The 17,878-nt window shown below is 70.9% G+C and carries 15 protein-coding genes and 1 pseudogene; all 16 read right to left on the bottom strand.

The window, feature by feature from the left end:
- Window positions 1-96: 96 nt before the first annotated feature.
- Entirely contained in the window at window positions 97-534 is a 438-nt protein-coding gene (locus tag ACFWB8_RS29945; protein WP_385233927.1) for a hypothetical protein, read from the bottom strand.
- Window positions 535-808: 274 nt separating this feature from the next.
- Window positions 809-2,143 (bottom strand): MraY family glycosyltransferase, encoded by a 1,335-nt coding sequence (locus tag ACFWB8_RS29950; protein ID WP_385233967.1) that lies wholly within the window; start codon window positions 2,141-2,143, stop codon window positions 809-811.
- Window positions 2,144-2,244: 101 nt separating this feature from the next.
- Entirely contained in the window at window positions 2,245-3,477 is a 1,233-nt protein-coding gene (gene glyA / locus ACFWB8_RS29955) for a serine hydroxymethyltransferase (protein ID WP_385233930.1), read from the bottom strand.
- 75 nt (window positions 3,478-3,552) lie between these two features.
- Window positions 3,553-4,185, bottom strand: coding sequence for a protein-tyrosine-phosphatase (locus ACFWB8_RS29960; RefSeq protein WP_385233933.1), 633 nt, complete (start codon window positions 4,183-4,185; stop codon window positions 3,553-3,555).
- Window positions 4,182-4,829 (bottom strand): L-threonylcarbamoyladenylate synthase, encoded by a 648-nt coding sequence (locus tag ACFWB8_RS29965; protein WP_030153769.1) that lies wholly within the window; start codon window positions 4,827-4,829, stop codon window positions 4,182-4,184. The genes ACFWB8_RS29960 and ACFWB8_RS29965 overlap by 4 nt, the downstream gene beginning before the upstream one ends.
- 49 nt (window positions 4,830-4,878) lie before the next feature.
- Entirely contained in the window at window positions 4,879-5,724 is an 846-nt protein-coding gene (gene prmC, locus ACFWB8_RS29970) for a peptide chain release factor N(5)-glutamine methyltransferase (RefSeq protein WP_385233937.1), read from the bottom strand.
- Between the two features lie 73 nt (window positions 5,725-5,797).
- Window positions 5,798-6,877: a peptide chain release factor 1 gene (prfA, locus tag ACFWB8_RS29975; RefSeq protein ID WP_385233940.1), complete on the bottom strand. Its 1,080-nt coding sequence runs from the start codon at window positions 6,875-6,877 to the stop codon at window positions 5,798-5,800.
- Between the two features lie 108 nt (window positions 6,878-6,985).
- On the bottom strand, window positions 6,986-7,201 hold the full coding sequence (gene rpmE, locus ACFWB8_RS29980; RefSeq protein ID WP_385233943.1) for a 50S ribosomal protein L31: 216 nt from the start codon (window positions 7,199-7,201) through the stop codon (window positions 6,986-6,988).
- 160 nt (window positions 7,202-7,361) lie between these two features.
- Window positions 7,362-8,462, bottom strand: coding sequence for an LCP family protein (locus tag ACFWB8_RS29985; RefSeq protein ID WP_385233946.1), 1,101 nt, complete (start codon window positions 8,460-8,462; stop codon window positions 7,362-7,364).
- 389 nt (window positions 8,463-8,851) lie between these two features.
- Window positions 8,852-11,008: a transcription termination factor Rho gene (gene rho / locus ACFWB8_RS29990; protein WP_385233949.1), complete on the bottom strand. Its 2,157-nt coding sequence runs from the start codon at window positions 11,006-11,008 to the stop codon at window positions 8,852-8,854.
- Window positions 11,009-11,448: 440 nt separating this feature from the next.
- A complete protein-coding gene (thrB, locus tag ACFWB8_RS29995) occupies window positions 11,449-12,375 on the bottom strand; it encodes a homoserine kinase (protein ID WP_385233952.1) in 927 nt (308 codons plus the stop codon).
- Window positions 12,376-12,666: 291 nt separating this feature from the next.
- Complete coding sequence (gene thrC, locus ACFWB8_RS30000; RefSeq protein WP_385233955.1) at window positions 12,667-13,737, bottom strand: threonine synthase; 1,071 nt, start codon at window positions 13,735-13,737, stop codon at window positions 12,667-12,669.
- 6 nt (window positions 13,738-13,743) lie between these two features.
- Window positions 13,744-15,045, bottom strand: a complete 1,302-nt coding sequence (locus ACFWB8_RS30005) for a homoserine dehydrogenase (protein WP_385233970.1) — start codon at window positions 15,043-15,045, stop codon at window positions 13,744-13,746.
- 128 nt (window positions 15,046-15,173) lie between these two features.
- Complete coding sequence (gene lysA / locus ACFWB8_RS30010; protein ID WP_385233958.1) at window positions 15,174-16,565, bottom strand: diaminopimelate decarboxylase; 1,392 nt, start codon at window positions 16,563-16,565, stop codon at window positions 15,174-15,176.
- A gap of 19 nt (window positions 16,566-16,584) precedes the next feature.
- Window positions 16,585-17,526 carry an ArgS-related anticodon-binding protein NrtL gene (nrtL, locus tag ACFWB8_RS30015; RefSeq protein ID WP_385233961.1) on the bottom strand — a complete coding sequence of 314 codons (942 nt, stop codon included), beginning with the start codon at window positions 17,524-17,526 and terminating at the stop codon, window positions 16,585-16,587.
- Window positions 17,527-17,778: 252 nt separating this feature from the next.
- Window positions 17,779-17,878: pseudogene (locus ACFWB8_RS30020) on the bottom strand (IS481 family transposase); the annotation flags it as partial.

The following is a 17,878-nucleotide window of genomic DNA, read 5'->3' on the forward strand; positions in this document are numbered from 1 at the left end:
GAACAGGCGTCAGCTCAGATGCCCGCGCCCGCAGTGCCGCAGTTGGAACCGGACGATAGCAGCATCTCGAACGCACACTTATTCCGCCCCTACCCCTCACGACTTCGGCCCCGAGTTTTCGGGCTTTTCGCCCTTTGTCGAGTCCGGTTCAACGTAGAGGATCTTGGCCTTCATATGAACACGGGTCTGCACGCCGATCCACACGAGGGTGGTGGCGACGAGCGTGAACGCGAAGGACCGCGGGTGGAACAGTGTCGTGTTCTTGAACACGGCGAGAAAGACGAAGAGCAACAGGATCTGGGCCGTGTAGAGCATGAGCCCCATGGCCTGGAACAGGTGCGGTAGTGATTTCGCCGTGCGCTGCAAGACCACGAACCCGATGCCCATGAAGAGAATCACGACCAGCGTCGCGATGACAGCACCCAGAGCCCCCTTGCCGCCGACGACCACGGCGCTGATGACGGCGGCTAGAGCGCCGGCCGCAGCTGTGGGCACAGCGGTTTGCAGGAGGGATCGGACATCGTCTGACCGCATGGCGGTTTGCTCCGCGTGGTGGTGGGGGCACGGGACTCGTACGGGACGAGCGTAAGCCCGGTTCGAGTGGGAACCTCGGGCCAATGGACCGTCGCACTACGGTCCTTCGGCTCTGTCGCCGGGTTTAGTGAACGGTATCACAAACTATTTGATGAGAGCTTTACCTGCTGGGTGTGCTGACTGTCACACATGAGAGGGACCCTGCGCGTGTGTGCGCGACATCCAACCGCCTTGTCTGGTAAAGGGGGTTCATGTCCGACATGCACCTCGGCCGTCAGCGCGAGGATTCGGCCTTACGCCGGTCGGGGAAGCGCGAACGGGGGCCTACCGCGGTCGCGCCGTTGACGCCGGAGACACCCACCGCGACCGGCCGCACCGGCGCCGGCTCCGCTCCCGTGGCGTCCAGCAGGGCCGCCTCGGCGGCCCGTTCGACGTGCCGGTAGCGCGGCGGGACCAGCCGTTCCGCCCACCGCGGGGTCCGCGGCGTGAAGCGCGGCAGGAGCAGCAGGACCAGGCCCAGGGCGCTCAGCCCGGCGATCGCGAGCACGATCCACATCGAGGCGGAGTGCACCGAGTACGCCACCGCGCCGAAGGCGATCAGGCCCGACCAGAAGTACATGATCAGCACGGCGCGGCTGTGCGAGTGCCCGAGCTCCAACAGCCGGTGGTGCAGGTGCCCGCGGTCGGCCGCGAACGGCGACTGGCCGTTCCACGTACGCCGGATGATGGCCAGGACGAGGTCGGCCATCGGGATCGCGATGATGGTCAGCGGCAGCAGCAGCGGGATGAAGACGGGCAGCATCGCGTGCGTCGCGTTGCGCTCGCCGCCCGCGAACAGCGCCATCGTGTCCGGGTCCACCTGGCCGGTGATGGAGATCGCCGAGGCGGCCAGCACCAGGCCGATCAGCATCGAGCCGGAGTCGCCCATGAAGATCCGGGCGGGATGCATGTTGTGCGGCAGGAAGCCCAGGCACATGCCCATCAGGATCGCGGCGAAGAGGGTCGCCGGCGCGGCCGCCTCGATGCCGTAGCCGAACCAGATGCGGTAGGCGTAGAGGAAGAAGGCGCAGGCCGCGATGCAGACGGTGCCGGCGGCCAGGCCGTCGAGGCCGTCCACGAAGTTCACCGCGTTGATGGTGATCACGACGAGGGCCACGGTGAGCAGGTTGCCCTGCCACTGGGTGAGGGCGACGGTGCCGATGCCCGGGACGGGGATCCACAGGATGGTCAGACCCTGGATGACCATCACACCGGCGGCGATCATCTGCGCGCCGAGCTTGATCAGGGCGTCGATCTCGAACTTGTCGTCGAGCACGCCGACCAGCCAGATCAGCGCCGCCCCGGAGAGCAGGGCGCGCGGCTCGTTCGACAGCTCGAAGACGCCGTTGAGGTTCTGCAGGTGGTCCGCGACCAGGAGCCCCGCGCACAGTCCGCCGAACATCGCGATGCCGCCGAGTCTCGGCGTCGGCTCCCGGTGGACGTCGCGGGCACGGATCTCCGGCATCGCGCCGACCGCGATCGCGAACTTCCGCACGGGCCCAGTGAGCAGATAGGTCACCGCAACCGTGACGCAAAGCGTCAGCAGATATTCACGCACGGGCTGCCCCAGATGTATCGCCGGCCATCTCAGCCCCACACACTAGCTGCGATGTACTCGGTATCGAGGACGCGAGGGGGCAGTATCCCGGTTGCAGTACGACCCTCTCGCCCCTATTGGGCCCCATACGGGGGAAATCCGAGCGCCAGCTCATTGACCTCGGCACGGGTTTTCGCGGCTTCCCCGTGCAGCGCCGCGGTAAACAGGGCCGAGATCCGGCCCATCTCCTGCTCCCCCATCCCCTGGGTGGTCACCGCCGCCGTGCCGAGCCGGATCCCGCGCTGGTCCCCGTACGGGAGGGCGCAGGTGTCCAGCACGATCCCCGCGGCGGCGAGCCGGCCGCGGGCGGTCGGGCCGTCGATGCCCAGCGGCGCCGGGTCGGCGGTGATCAGGTGGGTGTCGGTACCGCCGGTCGTCACGGCGAAGCCGGCGGCGGCCAGTGCGTCGGCGAGGGTGCGCGCGTTGGCCACCACCCGGTGGGCGTAGGAGGCGAACGCGGGCCCGGCGGCCTCCCCGAAGGCCACGGCCTTGGCGGCGATGGTGTGCATCTGGGCGCCGCCCTGCGTGAAGGGGAACACCGCCCGGTCGATCCGCTCGGCGAACTCGGCGCCGCACAGGATCATCCCGCCGCGCGGGCCGCGCAGCACCTTGTGGGTGGTCGCGCAGACGATGTCGGCGTACGGGACGGGGCTGGGGGCGGCGCCGCCGGCGACCAGTCCGATCGGGTGGGCGGCGTCGGCGATCAGGTACGCCCCGACCTCGTCGGCGATCTCCCGGAACGCGGAGTACTCGGGGTGACGGGGGTAGGAGATCGACCCGCACACGATCGCCTTGGGCCGGTGGGTTCGCGCCAGTTCCTGGACCTGCACGTAGTCGATCAGGCCGCTCTCCGCGTCGACGCCGTAGCCGACGAAGTCGAACCACCGGCCGGAGAAGTTGGCGGGCGACCCGTGGGTGAGGTGGCCGCCGTACGGCAGTCCCATCGCCAGCACGGTGTCCCCGGGCCGCAGCAGCGCGGCGTACGCGGCCAGCACGGCGGCGGAACCGGAGTGCGGCTGCACGTTGGCGTGCTCCGTGCCGAACAGCGCCGTGGCCCGCTCGACGGCGATCCGCTCGGCCAGGTCGGCGTACTCGCACCCGCCGTGGTGCCGGGCTCCGGGGTAGCCCTCGGCGTACTTGTTGGCGAGCGTGGAGCCGAGCGCCGCCAGCACGGCGGACGAGGTGAAGTTCTCCGCGGCGATCAGCTGCAACGTCCCGGCCTGCCGCTGCCGCTCCCCCTCAAGGACGTCGGCCATCTGCGGATCCTGCTGCCGCAGGACGTCCGAGGCCTGGGTCATGACGCTCATGGCACGACTCCCGCACAGTGGGACTACCGGTACCAGCCACTGTAGGCCGCCCGCGCCCCCGGCGCCCTGCGGGCGCTATCGGGAAGCGGTGACGCCCGTCAGGGCCGTGACCACCGGCTCCAGGGCCTGGCTGATCTCGTCGCCGATCGAGCGGAAGAAGGTGATCGGCGCGCCGTACGGGTCGTACACCTCGTCCGCGTCCGGCGAGGGCGCCAGCAGCCAGCCCCGCAGGGCCGCGGCGGCGCGGACCAGTGCCCGCGCCCGCTCGGCCATGCCGTCGTCCAGCGGCGGCAGCGTCGCCGGGTCTATCGCCCGGACCAGCCGGGTGAACTCCTTCAGCGTGAAGGTGCGCAGCCCCGCGGAGTGGCCCATCGAGATGACCTGGGCGCGGTGGTCGCGGGTGGCCGTGAGGACGAGGTCCGCCCGAATGACGTGCTCGTCCAGCAGCTCCCGCCCCGTGAAGCCCGAGGCGTCCGCGCCGAAGTCCGCCAGCACGGCGGCCGCGTTCGCCTCCATGGGGGCGCCCTCGTGCCCCCAGGTGCCGGCGCTCTCCACGATGAGGTCACCCGTGACCAGCCCGCCGAGCCGGTGCGACAGTGCGTGCCGCGTCAGCCGCTCGGTGATGGGCGAGCGGCACACGTTGCCGGTGCTGACGTGGAGTATGCGGAAGGTGCTGTCCCCGGCTATGCCACGCCCCTCAGGGCTCACGGGGCCACCTCGAGGTCGGGTACGACCTCCCGCAGCTGCTCCGCGGTCAGCGCCCCCTCGCGCAGCAGGACGGGAACCTTTCCGGTGACGTCGACGATCGACGACGGCTGGATCCCCGGCGTCGGACCACCGTCCAGGTACACCGAGACGGAGTCGCCCAGCATCTCGCGGGCCGCGTCGCAGTCCTCGGGCGCCGGGTGCCCGGTCAGGTTCGCCGAGGACACCGCCATCGGCCCGACCTCGGTCAGCAGCTCGATCGCGACGGGGTGCAGGGGCATGCGTACGGCCACGGTCCCGCGGGTCTCCCCGAGGTCCCAGGCCAGCGACGGCTGGTGCTTGGCGACCAGGGTCAGCGCGCCCGGCCAGAAGGCGTCCACGAGCTCCCACGCCTGCTCGGAGAAGTCCGTGACCAGGCCGTGCAGGGTGTTCGGGGAGCCGATGAGGACAGGGGTGGGCATGTTGCGCCCGCGCCCCTTGGCGGCGAGCAGGTCGCCGACGGCCTCCGCGCTGAAGGCGTCCGCGCCGATCCCGTACAGGGTGTCGGTCGGCAGCACGACGAGCTCGCCCCGGCGCACGGCGGATGCGGCTTCACGCAGACCCGTCTTGCGGTCCGTCGCGTCGTTGCAGTCGTATCGCCGGGCCATCAGCGGGCCTCCTCGTGCAGCAGGGGGGTAGCGGAAACGGTCGCGCCGGTCACGGCAGTGCCTTGCGGGCCGTCGCGAAGCGGGGGCGGTTGTTCAGGTCCGGGTGGTCGGCCGCGTCGGCCCATCCCCGCTCCTCGGCGAAGATCCACGGAACCTGGCCGCCCTGGGTGTCGGCGTGCTCGATGACGACGATGCCGCCGGGCCGCAGCAGCCGGTGCGCGGTGCGCTCGATGCCGCGGATGGTGTCGAGGCCGTCCTCGCCGGAGAACAGCGCCATCTCGGGGTCGTGGTCCCGGGCCTCCGGGGCGACGTACTCCCACTCGGTGAGCGGGATGTACGGCGGGTTGGAGATGACCAGGTCGACCTGTCCGTCGAGCTCCGGCAGCGCGCTGAGCGCGTCGCCCCGGTGGACGCTGACCCGGGAGCCCTCGGCGTTCTTGCGCGTCCAGCGCAGGGCGTCCTCGGACAGCTCCACGGCGTGCACGCGCGAGCGCGGCACCTCCTGGGCCATGGCGAGCGCGATGGCGCCGGAGCCGGTGCACAGGTCCACGATCATCGGTTCGACCACGTCCATCGCCCGGACGGCCTGTATGGCCCAGTCCACGACGGACTCGGTCTCGGGCCGGGGCACGAAGACCCCGGGCCCTACCTGGAGCTCCAGGTAGCGGAAGAAGGCGCGGCCGGTGATGTGCTGGAGCGGCTCGCGCGCCTCGCGGCGGGCGACGGCCTCCCAGTAGCGGGCGTCGAAGTCCGCGTCCTTGACGTGGTGCAGTTCCCCCCGCTTGACGCCGTGCACGAAGGCCGCGAGCTCCTCCGCGTCGAAGCGCGGTGAGGGCACGCCGGCGGCGGCCAGCCGCTGGGTGGCCTGGGCCACCTCGGCAAGCAGCAAGTTCACGCTGGTCCTCCGGGCTGCTGTCGTACGGGGGGGTGGTGCGGGGGTCAGTCAGGGTGGGGCAGGCCGGGCCGGGTCAGTGCGCGGCCGCGAGCTTGGCGGCGGAGTCGGTGTCGACGCAGGCCTGGATGACCGGGTCGAGGTCGCCGTCGAGCACCTGGTCCAAGTTGTACGCCTTGAAGCCCGTCCGGTGGTCCGAGATCCGGTTTTCCGGGTAGTTGTACGTCCGGATCTTCTCGGAGCGGTCCACGGAGCGCACCTGGCTGCGGCGCACGTCGGAGGCCTCCTGCTCGGCGGCTTCCTGGGCTGCGGCCAGCAGGCGCGAGCGCAGGATGCGCATGGCCTGCTCCTTGTTCTGGAGCTGGCTCTTCTCGTTCTGGCAGGAGGCGACCACACCGGTCGGGATGTGCGTGATGCGCACGGCCGAGTCGGTGGTGTTGACGGACTGGCCGCCGGGGCCCGAGGAGCGGTACACGTCGATGCGCAGGTCGTTCATGTTGACCTCGACCTCGACCTCCTCGGCCTCCGGGGTGACGAGCACGCCGGCGGCGGAGGTGTGGATGCGGCCCTGGGACTCGGTGGCCGGAACGCGCTGGACGCGGTGGACGCCGCCCTCGTACTTCAGACGGGCCCAGACGCCCTGGCCGGGCTCGGTGGCGCCGTTGCCGCCCTTGGTGCGGACGGAGACCTGGACGTCCTTGTAACCGCCGAGCTCGGACTCGGTGGCGTCGATGATCTCGGTCTTCCAGCCCACGCGCTCGGCGTAGCGCAGGTACATGCGCAGCAGGTCGCCGGCGAACAGGGCCGACTCGTCGCCGCCCGCGCCCGCCTTGACCTCCAGGAGCACGTCCTTGTCGTCGCTGGGGTCGCGCGGGACGAGCAGCAGGCGGAGCTTCTCGGTGAGCTCTTCGCGCTGCGCGCTCATCACCTTGACCTCGGCGGCGAAGTCCGGGTCGTCGGCCGCGAACTCCTTGGCCGTCTCGATGTCCTCGGCCGACTGCTTCCACGCACGGAAGGTCGCGACGATCGGGGTCAGCTCCGCGTAGCGCTTGTTCAGCTTGCGCGCGTTGGCCTGATCGGAGTGGACCGACGGGTCGGCGAGCTTCTTCTCAAGATCGGCGTGCTCGCCGATCAGTTCCTCGACCGCCTCGAACATCGGGGGCTCCTGTGGTGAAAGTACGAAAAGGGCTGCGGGACGAGAAAGGCGCCGGTCCGGCTGCCCCCGTGTCGACAGGGTGCAGCCGGATCCGACGCCTGAGGCTCGCTACTTCTGTGCAGCCTTGCCGAAGCGGGCCTCGAAGCGGGCCACACGGCCACCGGTGTCGAGGATCTTCTGCTTGCCCGTGTAGAACGGGTGGCACTCGGAGCAGACCTCGGCACGAATGCTGCCTTCGGTCAGGGTGCTACGCGTGGTGAACGACGCACCGCAGGTGCAGCTGACCTGGGTCTCGACGTACTCGGGGTGAACATCGCGCTTCAAGGTGTCTCCTAGATTCGGGAGGGCGCCGGGTCGCAGGAGCCGAATTGCGCGCTGCGTGAACCGGGGCCGACAGACCAGTCTGCCAGGACCGGGCTGCCTGTCAAAATTCTGAGGACGCCTCCCTCAACAGGAGGGGGTCGGCATCTATTCCAGACGGGTGCTAACGGACGACCGCGCCGGCCGATCCCTTGTCGCCGGTCGAGTTCGCGGTGGCCTCGGCGGGGATCGGCTGCTCGGCCAGCAGCGCGTCCCAGACCATCTTGGACTCCTTGGCCAGGGGGGCCACGCGGTTCGGGTCACGCGCGTCCGTGGTCACCGGCAGGGTGATCATCTGCATGTTCTGGGCGTCGATGCCCTGGAGCCCCTGGGCGAAGCCCATGAGCGACCTCACGTCGCCGAGCGCCTTGTCCGTGGTGAGCGCCTTGGTGGCGGTGTCGGCGAGGTCGAGCAGCCGCTTCGGGTTGTCGAACAGCCCGATGCCCTTGACCTGCTTGATCAGGGCCTTGATGAAGGCCTGCTGGAGCTGTATTCGGCCCAGGTCGCCGCCGTCGCCCACGCCGTGGCGGGTACGGACCAGGCCGAGGGCCTGCTCGCCGTTCAGGCGGTTGGTGCCGGCCGCCAGATCGAGGTGGCTGTAGTCGTCCTTGATCGGCTTGGTGGTGGTCACCTCGACGCCGCCCAGGTTGTCGATGATCTTCTTGAAGCCCGTGAAGTCGACCTCGAGGTAGTGATCCATGCGGATCCCCGACATCTTCTCGACGGTCTTGACCGCGCAGGCCGCCCCGCCGATGGTGAACGACTCGTTGAACTGGGAGCGTGAGCTGCCGGGGTCGGTCTTGCCGCTCTTCAGCGCGCACGAGGGCCGGTTGACCATGGTGTCGCGCGGTATCGACACGACGCTGGCCTTCTGGTGGCCGTCGTAGAGGTGGATGATCATCGCGGTGTCGGAGCGGGCCGAGCCGCCGTCGTCCGCGCCGTACTCGCTGTTCGCGCCGCCGCGGGAGTCCGAGCCGAGGACGAGGATGTCCATCGACCCGTTGTCCACGTTCTGCGGGCGGTCGGTGCCGAGGGCCTGGTCGATGTCGACGGTCTTCAGGTTGCCGTTGAACTTGAAGTAGAAGTATCCGAGCCCCGCCCCGCCCAGCAGGACCACGCCCGCGGCGCTCCACGCGGCGATGGCGAGGGCCCTGCGGCGCTTCTGCGGCTTCCGTCGGCGCCGGCCCGCGCCGCGCCTGCCGCGGCCGCTGCTGTCCTCGCTCATGCTCTCCTCTGTCCGCCGTGGGTCCGCTTGCCGGCCGGGGTCCGCCCCTGCCTCCGCGAGCCGCCCCCTGACACAGACGGCCTAACGCCCTCCAGGGTTCCACGGCGACCGCGGGCACAAAACCGCCTCCATCCGGCGAACCGATCGGGATGAACGCCATGTGATGCCCCGCCTACCTGGGGTTTCGGTACGGGACGCCGAGCAGCGGGCGCGGGTTCAGCCGGGGATTAAATGTGGCGGAGGTCGCAGCGGACGGGAAAAGGGCGGGAGCCGGGCGGGAAAGCCGGCGGGGAAACCCGGCAGGGAAACCAGCGGTAGACCGGCAGGGAAACGCACAGCCGCCCCCGCCGCGGGTGCGGCGGGGGCGGCTGTGGTGGTGCCTGCGGGGACTAGTCGTCGTTCTTGCCCGACGGGGTCGTCTTCGCGATCTGCATCAGGAACTCGGCGTTCGACTTCGTCTGCTTCATCTTGTCGAGAAGCAGCTCGATGGCCTGCTGCGAGTCGAGCGCGTGCAGCACCCGGCGCAGCTTCCAGACGATGGCGAGCTCTTCCGCGTTGAGGAGGATCTCCTCCTTGCGGGTGCCCGACGGGTCGACGTCGACAGCCGGGAAGATGCGCTTGTCGGCGAGCTTGCGGTCGAGCTTGAGCTCCATGTTGCCGGTGCCCTTGAACTCCTCGAAGATCACCTCGTCCATGCGCGAGCCGGTGTCGACCAGCGCGGTGGCCAGGATGGTCAGCGAGCCGCCGTCCTCGATGTTGCGCGCGGCACCGAAGAAGCGCTTCGGCGGGTACAGCGCGGTCGAGTCGACACCACCGGACAGGATGCGGCCGGAGGCGGGAGCCGCGAGGTTGTACGCGCGGCCCAGACGGGTGATGGAGTCCAGCAGGACGACCACGTCGTGACCCAGCTCGACGAGACGCTTGGCGCGCTCGATGGCCAGCTCCGCGACGGTGGTGTGGTCCTCGGCCGGACGGTCGAAGGTCGAGGAGATGACCTCGCCCTTGACCGACCGCTGCATGTCGGTGACCTCTTCCGGACGCTCGTCGACCAGGACGACCATCAGGTGGCACTCGGGGTTGTTGGTGGTGATCGCGTTGGCGATCGCCTGCATGATCATGGTCTTGCCGGTCTTCGGCGGGGCCACGATCAGGCCTCGCTGGCCCTTTCCGATCGGCGACACGAGGTCGATGATGCGGGTGGTCAGCACGCCCGGGTCGGTCTCCAGACGGAGCCGGTCCTGCGGGTAGAGCGGGGTCAGCTTCTGGAACTCCGGGCGGCCGCGGCCGGATTCGGGCGCCATGCCGTTGACGGAGTCCAGGCGCACGAGCGCGTTGAACTTCTCGCGGCGCTCGCCGTCCTTGGGCTGACGGACCGCACCGGTGGTGTGGTCGCCCTTGCGCAGACCGGCCTTGCGGACCTGGGCGAGGGAGACGTACACGTCGTTCGGGCCGGGCAGGTAGCCCGAAGTCCGGATGAACGCGTAGTTGTCGAGGATGTCGAGGATGCCCGCGACGGGGATCAGGACGTCGTCGTCGGCGACCGGCGTCTCGGCCGGCGCGAACTCGTCGCGGCCGCGACGGCCACGACGGTCGCGGTAGCGGCCGCGACGGCCGCGACGGCCGCCCTCGTCGTCGAAGTCGTCCTGGGGGCCGTTGTCCTGGCGGTCCTGACGGTCCTGACGACCCTGCTGACCCTGGCCCTGACCGCGGCCGCCCTGCTGCTGGCGGTCCTGACGGTCGGCACGGTCCTGGCGGTCGGCGCGGTCCTGACGGCCGCCGCCCTGGACGGCCTGGCCCTGACCGGCCTGACCCTGGCCGCCCTGGCCCTGGTCGTCAGCCTTGGCGCCACGGTCACGGCGGCCCTGCTGGCGGTCGCCGCGCTCGGTCCGCTCGCCACGGTCGCTGCCGCGGTCACGGCGGTCGCGGCGGCCGCGGCCCTCGCCGTCCTGGGCCTGGCCCTGGGCGGATACGGCGGTGGCGGCCTCAGCCTTGGTGTCGGCCTGCGCGGTGGCGGTGGCCGTCTCGGTCTTCTGCTCGACCTGCACGGCGGCGGGGGCCGAGGACTCCGGGCTGCCGGACGGGGCCGTGGCGCGACGGCGGCGGCGCTCGCCGGCCGGGGCGTCCTCTCCCCCGCGCTCGGCTTCGCTCGCGCGGGAGGGGCCCCCTGCCGGCTGGCCCGGGATGTCGATCTGCGCCTGTACGGCAGGCTTCTCGGCGGGCGCCTCGGCGGCGGCCTCGCCCGTGCGGGCCTTGCTGGTGGCGCGGCGCTTCGGCTTGGCCTCGGCGGTGTCGGCGGCGGCCGGGGCCGCGGCCTTGGGGGCGCTGCCGCCCTGCGCCTCCTTGATGACCTCGATCAGCTGGCTCTTGCGCATCCGCGCGGTGCCCCTGATGCCGAGGCCCGACGCGACCTGCTGCAGCTCGGCCAGGACCATGCCCTCGAGGCCGGTGCCGGTGCGGCGGCGCTTGGTCGGCGCGGCGCCCTCGGCGGGGGCACTGGTGCCGACATTGGTGTCGGCAGCGCCCATCAGATCGGTGGTGTCGCTCACGAAGGGTCCTTCCCTGGAGCGGACGTCGGCCTGTCTGGCTCGGCGACCGGTTGTGCTGTCCGACAACAGTCCATTACCTGATGGGTCATGGACCGCAGCCGGGGCGGTGGTCCGCCGATAGAGGTACGGCGGAGGGAAACGTGCGTGGGTGGTTCCGGCGAGAAGCCCCCGAGCTGGACGCGTGGGAATGTCACGCCGATTCCGGAGCATGCTCGAAGACTGCTGGCAGTGATCAAAGCAGTCGGGGAGGCTCCCGGAAGAAAGGTGGTCCCTGATAGGGACACTGAGCACCAAGCCATGGCGGCTTCGGATGCGCACTTGACACTAACACTACCGGATCCAACAGACATTCCCCCTCTCAGTCACCGGCAATCGCCCTTCCGCGCGGGCGGCCTGCCCCGGCCGCCCGCCCCAGACCGCCCATGTCCCTACAACAAGGACTAGCCGCCCTGGGTACCCAGCGGAAGTACGCTCGCGCCCGCGGCGTCGAGTGCGAGCCGGTTGGCCGCCCACCCCTCGCCCGCGAGCTGCGCGACCTTGTCGGCCGCGCCGTTGTCGACCAGCGCGAGGACCGTGGGGCCCGCGCCGGAGATGACCGCGGGGATGCCGTCCGCCCGCAGTCGGGCGACGAGTGCCACGCTCTCGGGCATCGCCGGGGACCGGTATTCCTGGTGGAGCCGGTCTTCGGTGGCCGCCAGCAGGTACTCGGGACGCCTGGTCAGGGCCTCGACGAGCAGAGCCGCGCGGCCCGCGTTGACGGCCGCGTCCACGTGCGGGACGGTGCGCGGCAGCAGGCCGCGCGCGGTCTCGGTCAGGACGGGCTTGGACGGGACGAAAACCACCGGTACGACGGAATCGGCGGGCTCCATGCGGATCGCCTTGGCGCTGCCCCCGTCCATCCACGCCAGGGTGAAGCCGCCGAGCAGACAGGCGGCGACGTTGTCGGGGTGGCCCTCGATCTCGGTGGCGAGCTCCAGCAGCGCCGCGTCGTCGAGCTTGGCCTCTCCGCCTATGGTCACGGCGCGGGCGGCCACGATGCCGGCGCAGATCGCGGCGGAGGAGGAGCCGAGGCCGCGGCCGTGCGGGATGCGGTTGGCGCAGACGACCTCCAGGCCGCGCGGCTGGCCGCCCAGCAGGTCGAAGGCGGTGCGCATGGAGCGTACGAGCAGGTGGCTCTCGTCCCGCGGGAGGGTATCGGCGCCTTCACCCGCGATGTCGATGTTCAGGCCGGAATCGGCCACGCGGACGACGACATCGTCGTAGAGCCCCAGGGCCAGGCCGAGGGCGTCGAAACCCGGGCCGAGATTGGCACTGCTGGCGGGGACGCGCACCCGTACGGCGGCGGCGCGGAACGCTGGACCGGCCATCGTCCGATGACACTCCTTGTGACTGTGCGAGATCTTCGCTCTTCGCTGGCTCGCTGCGAATGTACTGGAGAACGTACGACACCCGAAGGCCCTGTGGGCAGCACCGCGGTCATATGCGCGGTGGCGGATGGAAGTACAGCGTATCGAAGGAAGGTTCTGATCCGACACAGGGCGCACACGAGGCGCACGACGCGTGTCGCGGACTTCCGTCGGATCGCGTTGGGTTTTGGTGTCCTACGGCCCGAGTTGCCGGATTCCGAAGGCTCCGGAATCCGGCGAACGGGGCGTCGGTCAGACCAGGCCGAGGCGTACGGCGGCGGCCTCGGCGTCGACGGGAACGGTGACCGGCTGCGGAGCGCCGGCGACCGCCCAATCGGGGTCCTTCAGGCCGTTGCCGGTGACGGTGCATACGATCGTCTGGCCCGGGTCGACCAGGCCGAGCTCGGCGGCCTTGAGCAGACCGGCCACGGAAGCGGCCGAGGCGGGCTCGACGAAGACGCCCTCCTGCGCGGCCAACAGCCGGTAGGCGGCCAGGATCTGGCGGTCCGTCACCTCGTCGATGAAGCCGCCCGACTCGTCGCGCGCCTGCAGCGCGTACTCCCAGGAGGCCGGATTGCCGATGCGGATCGCGGTGGCGATGGTGTGCGGCTCCTTGACGATCTCCCCGCGCACGATGGGCGCGGAGCCGGAAGCCTGGAAACCCCACACACGGGGCGTACGGGAGGCCAGGCCGTCGGCCTTGTACTCCTTGAAGCCCTTCCAGTACGCGGTGATGTTGCCGGCGTTGCCGACGGGCAGCACGTGGATGTCGGGGGCGTCGCCGAGCGCGTCGACGATCTCGAACGCGGCCGTCTTCTGACCCTCGATGCGCACCGGATTGACCGAATTGACCAGCGCCACCGGGTAGTTGTCGGACAGCGCGCGGGCGAGGGCGAGGCAGTCGTCGAAGTTGCCGTCGACCTGCAGGATCTTGGCGCCGTGCACGAGGGCCTGGCCCATCTTGCCGAGCGCGATCTTGCCGCGGGGCACGAGGACCGCGGACACCATGCCGGCGCGTACCGCGTACGCGGCGGCGGAGGCCGAGGTGTTGCCCGTGGAGGCGCAGATGACGGCCTTGGCGCCGTCCTCCTTGGCCTTGGTGATCGCCATGGTCATGCCGCGGTCCTTGAAGGACCCGGTGGGGTTGGCCCCCTCCACCTTGAGGTGCACCTCGCAGCCGGTGCGCTCGGAGAGCACCTGCGCGGGGACGAGGGGAGTGCCACCTTCGCGGAGCGTGACCACGGGGGTCTTGTCGGTGACCGGCAGGCGGTCCCGGTACTCCTCGATGATGCCGCGCCACTGGTGGGTGCGATTGCTGCTCATGGGTCCTTACTCCCCTTCAACACGCATGATGCTGGCCACACCGCGGACGGTGTCCAGCTGCCGCAGCGCCGCGACGGTCCCGGAGAGGGCCGCGTCGGGCGCGCGGTGGGTGACGACGACGAGAGAGGCTCCTTCGCCGCCCCCGTCCTGATGACCTTGCTGGCGGACCGTGTCGATGGAGACACCGTGCTCCGCGAAGACCGTCGCCACCTGGGCGAGCACGCCCGGCTTGTCGGCCACATCGAGGCTGATGTGGTAGCGGGTGACGACTTCTCCTATGGGGCTGACCGGCAGCTGGGTGTACGCCGACTCGCCGGGCCCCGTTGCCTCGGCGAGCTTGTTGCGGCAGACGGCGACGAGGTCGCCCAGGACCGCCGAGGCGGTCGGCGCGCCGCCCGCGCCGGGCCCGTAGAACATGAGCCGCCCGGCGGCCTCCGCCTCGACGAAGACGGCGTTGTACGCCTCACGGACGGAGGCGAGGGGGTGGGTCAGCGGGATCATCGCCGGGTGGACGCGGGCGGTGACGGACTCGCCGTCCTCGGCGCGCTCCAGGATGGCGAGGAGCTTGATGGTGCAGCCCATGCGCTTGGCGGAGGCGAAGTCGGCGGCGCTGACCTCGGTCATGCCCTCGCGGTAGACGTCGTCCAGGCGGGCCCGGGTGTGGAAGGCGATGCCGGCCAGGATCGCGGCCTTGGCGGCGGCGTCGTAGCCCTCGACGTCGGCGGTGGGGTCGGCCTCGGCGTACCCGAGGGCGGTGGCCTCGTCGAGCGCTTCCTGGTAGCCGGCGCCGGTGGAGTCCATCTTGTCGAGGATGAAGTTCGTCGTGCCGTTGACGATGCCCATGACCCGGTTGATCTTGTCGCCGGCGAGGGACTCACGCATCGGGCGGACCAGCGGGATGGCGCCGGCCACGGCGGCCTCGTAGTAGAGGTCCAGCCCGGCCGCCTCGGCGGCGGCGTGCAGCGAGGCGCCGTCCTGGGCGAGGAGCGCCTTGTTCGCCGAGACGACGGAGATGCCGTTCTCGAAGGCGGTGGTGATCAGGGTGCGGGCGGGCTCGATGCCGCCGATGACCTCGATGGCGATGTCGATGTCGCCGCGTTTGAGCAGCGCGGTCGCATCGGTGGTGACGAGCGCCGGGTCGATGCCCTCGCGCACCTTGGAGGGACGGCGCACGGCCACGCCGGCGAGTTCGACGGGCACGCCGATCCTGGCTGTCAGATCGTCGGCGTGCGTCGTCATGATGCGCGCCACCTCTGAGCCGACCACTCCACAGCCCAGCAGCGCCACCTTCAGCGGACGCGTACGCATCATTCGACCTACGCCTTTCGATCTTCCATCGCTGCCCGGCGCGCGGGGATGCGCGCCCGGTGTGAACCAGTCTCACTCAATGGACAGCAGTTTCCATCCTCGGTCCATTGAGTGAGACGTCTATTTCATCATCCGAGGTCGAGACGCAGGAGATCTTCTTCCGTCTCGCGCCGGACGATGATCCGCGCCTGCCCGTCACGCACGACGACGACGGGCGGCCGGAGCGCGTGGTTGTAGTTGCTGGCCATGGAGCGGCAGTACGCGCCGGTGGCGGGCACGGCGAGGAGGTCGCCGGGGGCGAGGTCGGCGGGCAGGTAGGCGTCCTTGACGACGATGTCGCCGCTCTCGCAGTGCTTGCCGACGACGCGGACCAGCATCGGCTCGGCGTCGGAGACGCGGGAGACGAGGGTGACCCCGTACTCGGCGTCGTAGAGCGCGGTGCGGATGTTGTCGGACATGCCGCCGTCGACGGAGACGTACGTACGCAGCCCCTGGAGCGGCTTGATGGTGCCGACCTCGTACAGGGTGAAGGCGGTCGGGCCGACGATGGCGCGGCCGGGCTCGACGGAGATGCGCGGCGCCCGCAGGCCGGCGCTCTCGCACTCGCGGGCGACGATCTCGTGCAGGGCCTTGGCGATCTCCTGCGGCTCGCGCGGGTCGTCGGCGGAGGTGTAGGCGATGCCGAGGCCGCCGCCGAGGTCGATCTCGGGGAGCTCGACGCCGTGCTCGTCGCGTACGGCGGCCAGCAGCTGGACGACGCGCTTCGCCGAGACCTCGAAGCCGGCCATGTCGAAGATCTGCGAGCCGATGTGGGAGTGGACGCCGAGCAGTTCGAGCGAGTCGTGCCCGAGGGTGCGGCGCACGGCCTCGGCGGCGGAGCCGTCGGCGACCGCGATGCCGAACTTCTGGTCCTCGTGGGCGGTGGCGATGAACTCGTGGGTGTGGGCCTCGACGCCCACCGTGACCCGGATCTGCACGGGCTGGCGGACGCCGAGCTCGCGGGCGATGTGCGCGACGCGGGCGATCTCCTGGAAGGAGTCGAGGACGATGCGCCCGACGCCGGCTTCGACGGCCCGGCGGATCTCGCGCTCGGACTTGTTGTTGCCGTGGTACGCGATCTGCGCGGCGGGCATCTCGGCGGCCAGCGCGGTGGCCAGCTCCCCGCCGGAGCAGACGTCGAGGTTCAGTCCTTCTTCCTTCAGCCACTTCACGACGGCCTTGGAGAGGAACGCCTTGCCGGCGTAGAAGACGTCGGCGCCGGGCCCGAAGGCGTGCGCCCAGGCCCGGCAGCGCGCGCGGAAGTCCTCTTCGTCGAGGAAGTACGCGGGCGTCCCGAACTCCTCGGCGAGCTTGGTGACTTCGATCCCGCCGACGGTGGCCACGCCCTCGGAGTTGCGCGTGACGGTCCGCGCCCACACCTTCTCGTCGAGCACGTTCAGGTCGGCGGGCGGCGGGGCGTGGTGCCCCTCGGGCAGCACATCGGCGTGGCGGGGGCCGGCGGGGTGCGCGGAACGGCTCATCGGTATCTCTCTTCGCGGATCACAGGCAGTCGGGAGCGTCGATGCCGAGCTGGGCCAGGCCGCCGGCCAGCACCGTCCCGGCGGCTTCGGCAAGAGCCAGCCGGGCGCGGTGGGCGGCCGAGGGTTTCTCGTCCCCCTTGGGCAGGACGCGGTACTGGAAGTCGAGCAGGGCGTCGGCCAGCTCGACGAGATGCCGGACGAGCCGCTCGGGCGCACGGTGGTGCGCGGCGGCTTCGAGGACGAGGGGGTAGTCGCGCAGCGCGCGGAGCAGGGCGGCGGCGTCGGCGTCCGGGACCTCGCCCGGCTCGGCCCGGAACCCGAGGTCGGCGGCATTGGCGCGCAACGCCCGGCAGCGCGCGTGCGCGTACCCGACCCGGAAGAACTCACTGTCCTCACCCTGGACGAGCAGCCGCGCGGAGAACACCGGGGTCTCGTGGGGCGGCACGCAGAGCATCGCCCAGGCGGCGGCGCCGGCCCCGTAGGCCGCGCGGACGTCACCGAGGCGCCGGGGGACGGGGGCGGTGGGCAGGGGGCCGCCGGAATCGAGCCCCTGGCCGAGGCGGATGCGCACGACGGCGTCGCGCACGACGCGGGCCCGCAGCTCGGGCTCGCCGGCGAAGCCGTACCGCTCCCCGTGCGCCAGCACCTCGCGGACGACGCGAGCGGCGGAGAGCGGACCCATCACGAAATTCAGGAACCCCGCGCCGGTGATCTCCACGCGCTCGATCCCGGGCACCTCGGCCAGCCGCCGGGCGAGCACGCCCGCGACGTGCGCCGGTACCAGGGCGGCGCTCTTGGCCAGCTGGAACGCGACGGGGGTGGCGTACTCGCCCACCCCACCGGGCCGGGTCCGCTCGACGACGACCCGCTCGGGCACGACCGCGTCCGCGGGCAGCTCCCCATCCTCGACGGCGCAGCACACGGCGCGCACGACGGTACGGGAGAGGTCGGCGGGGGTCACGTGGCCAGCCTAGGCGAGAAGCCCCCGCGTCACGCGAACGGTTTCGCCATGTGGAACAGCACAGCCGGAGCAGCCGCCCAGGCCCGGTCGTCTCTTTCGATCTTGCCTCGCCGGCGGCACCCGGAACCGCACCTCGCCGCGCTGTCGAGGCACCCGAGGACGTCGTCCAGCACAGGGGCGCCCCTCCGCCTGGCGATGCACGGCACCAGACGCCGCGGGCTCACCCGGCACGATCCGAAGGAGACGACCTGGCTAGCTGTATTGCCCTGTGAGGTTGGGGACGCGGCTGGCGGGTGGTTTGCCTGCGAGCGCGGTGTGTCCGCGGTGGTGATTGTAGAAGTGCAGCCAGTGG

The organism is Streptomyces sp. NPDC060031 (genome assembly GCF_042736805.1).
In the GTDB taxonomy this organism is placed as follows: Bacteria; Actinomycetota; Actinomycetes; order Streptomycetales; family Streptomycetaceae; genus Streptomyces.

Coding starts and splice junctions, on each gene's coding strand:
- thrC (WP_385233955.1), bottom strand. CDS start 13,737: ATGAGCAGCAATCGCACCCACCAGTGGCGCGGCATCATCGAGGAGTAC.
- prfA (WP_385233940.1), bottom strand. CDS start 6,877: ATGTTCGAGGCGGTCGAGGAACTGATCGGCGAGCACGCCGATCTTGAG.
- ACFWB8_RS30005 (WP_385233970.1), bottom strand. CDS start 15,045: ATGCGTACGCGTCCGCTGAAGGTGGCGCTGCTGGGCTGTGGAGTGGTC.
- ACFWB8_RS29965 (WP_030153769.1), bottom strand. CDS start 4,829: ATGGCCCGGCGATACGACTGCAACGACGCGACGGACCGCAAGACGGGT.
- glyA (WP_385233930.1), bottom strand. CDS start 3,477: ATGAGCGTCATGACCCAGGCCTCGGACGTCCTGCGGCAGCAGGATCCG.
- thrB (WP_385233952.1), bottom strand. CDS start 12,375: ATGGCCGGTCCAGCGTTCCGCGCCGCCGCCGTACGGGTGCGCGTCCCC.
- ACFWB8_RS29985 (WP_385233946.1), bottom strand. CDS start 8,462: ATGAGCGAGGACAGCAGCGGCCGCGGCAGGCGCGGCGCGGGCCGGCGC.
- ACFWB8_RS29945 (WP_385233927.1), bottom strand. CDS start 534: ATGCGGTCAGACGATGTCCGATCCCTCCTGCAAACCGCTGTGCCCACA.
- lysA (WP_385233958.1), bottom strand. CDS start 16,565: ATGAGCCGTTCCGCGCACCCCGCCGGCCCCCGCCACGCCGATGTGCTG.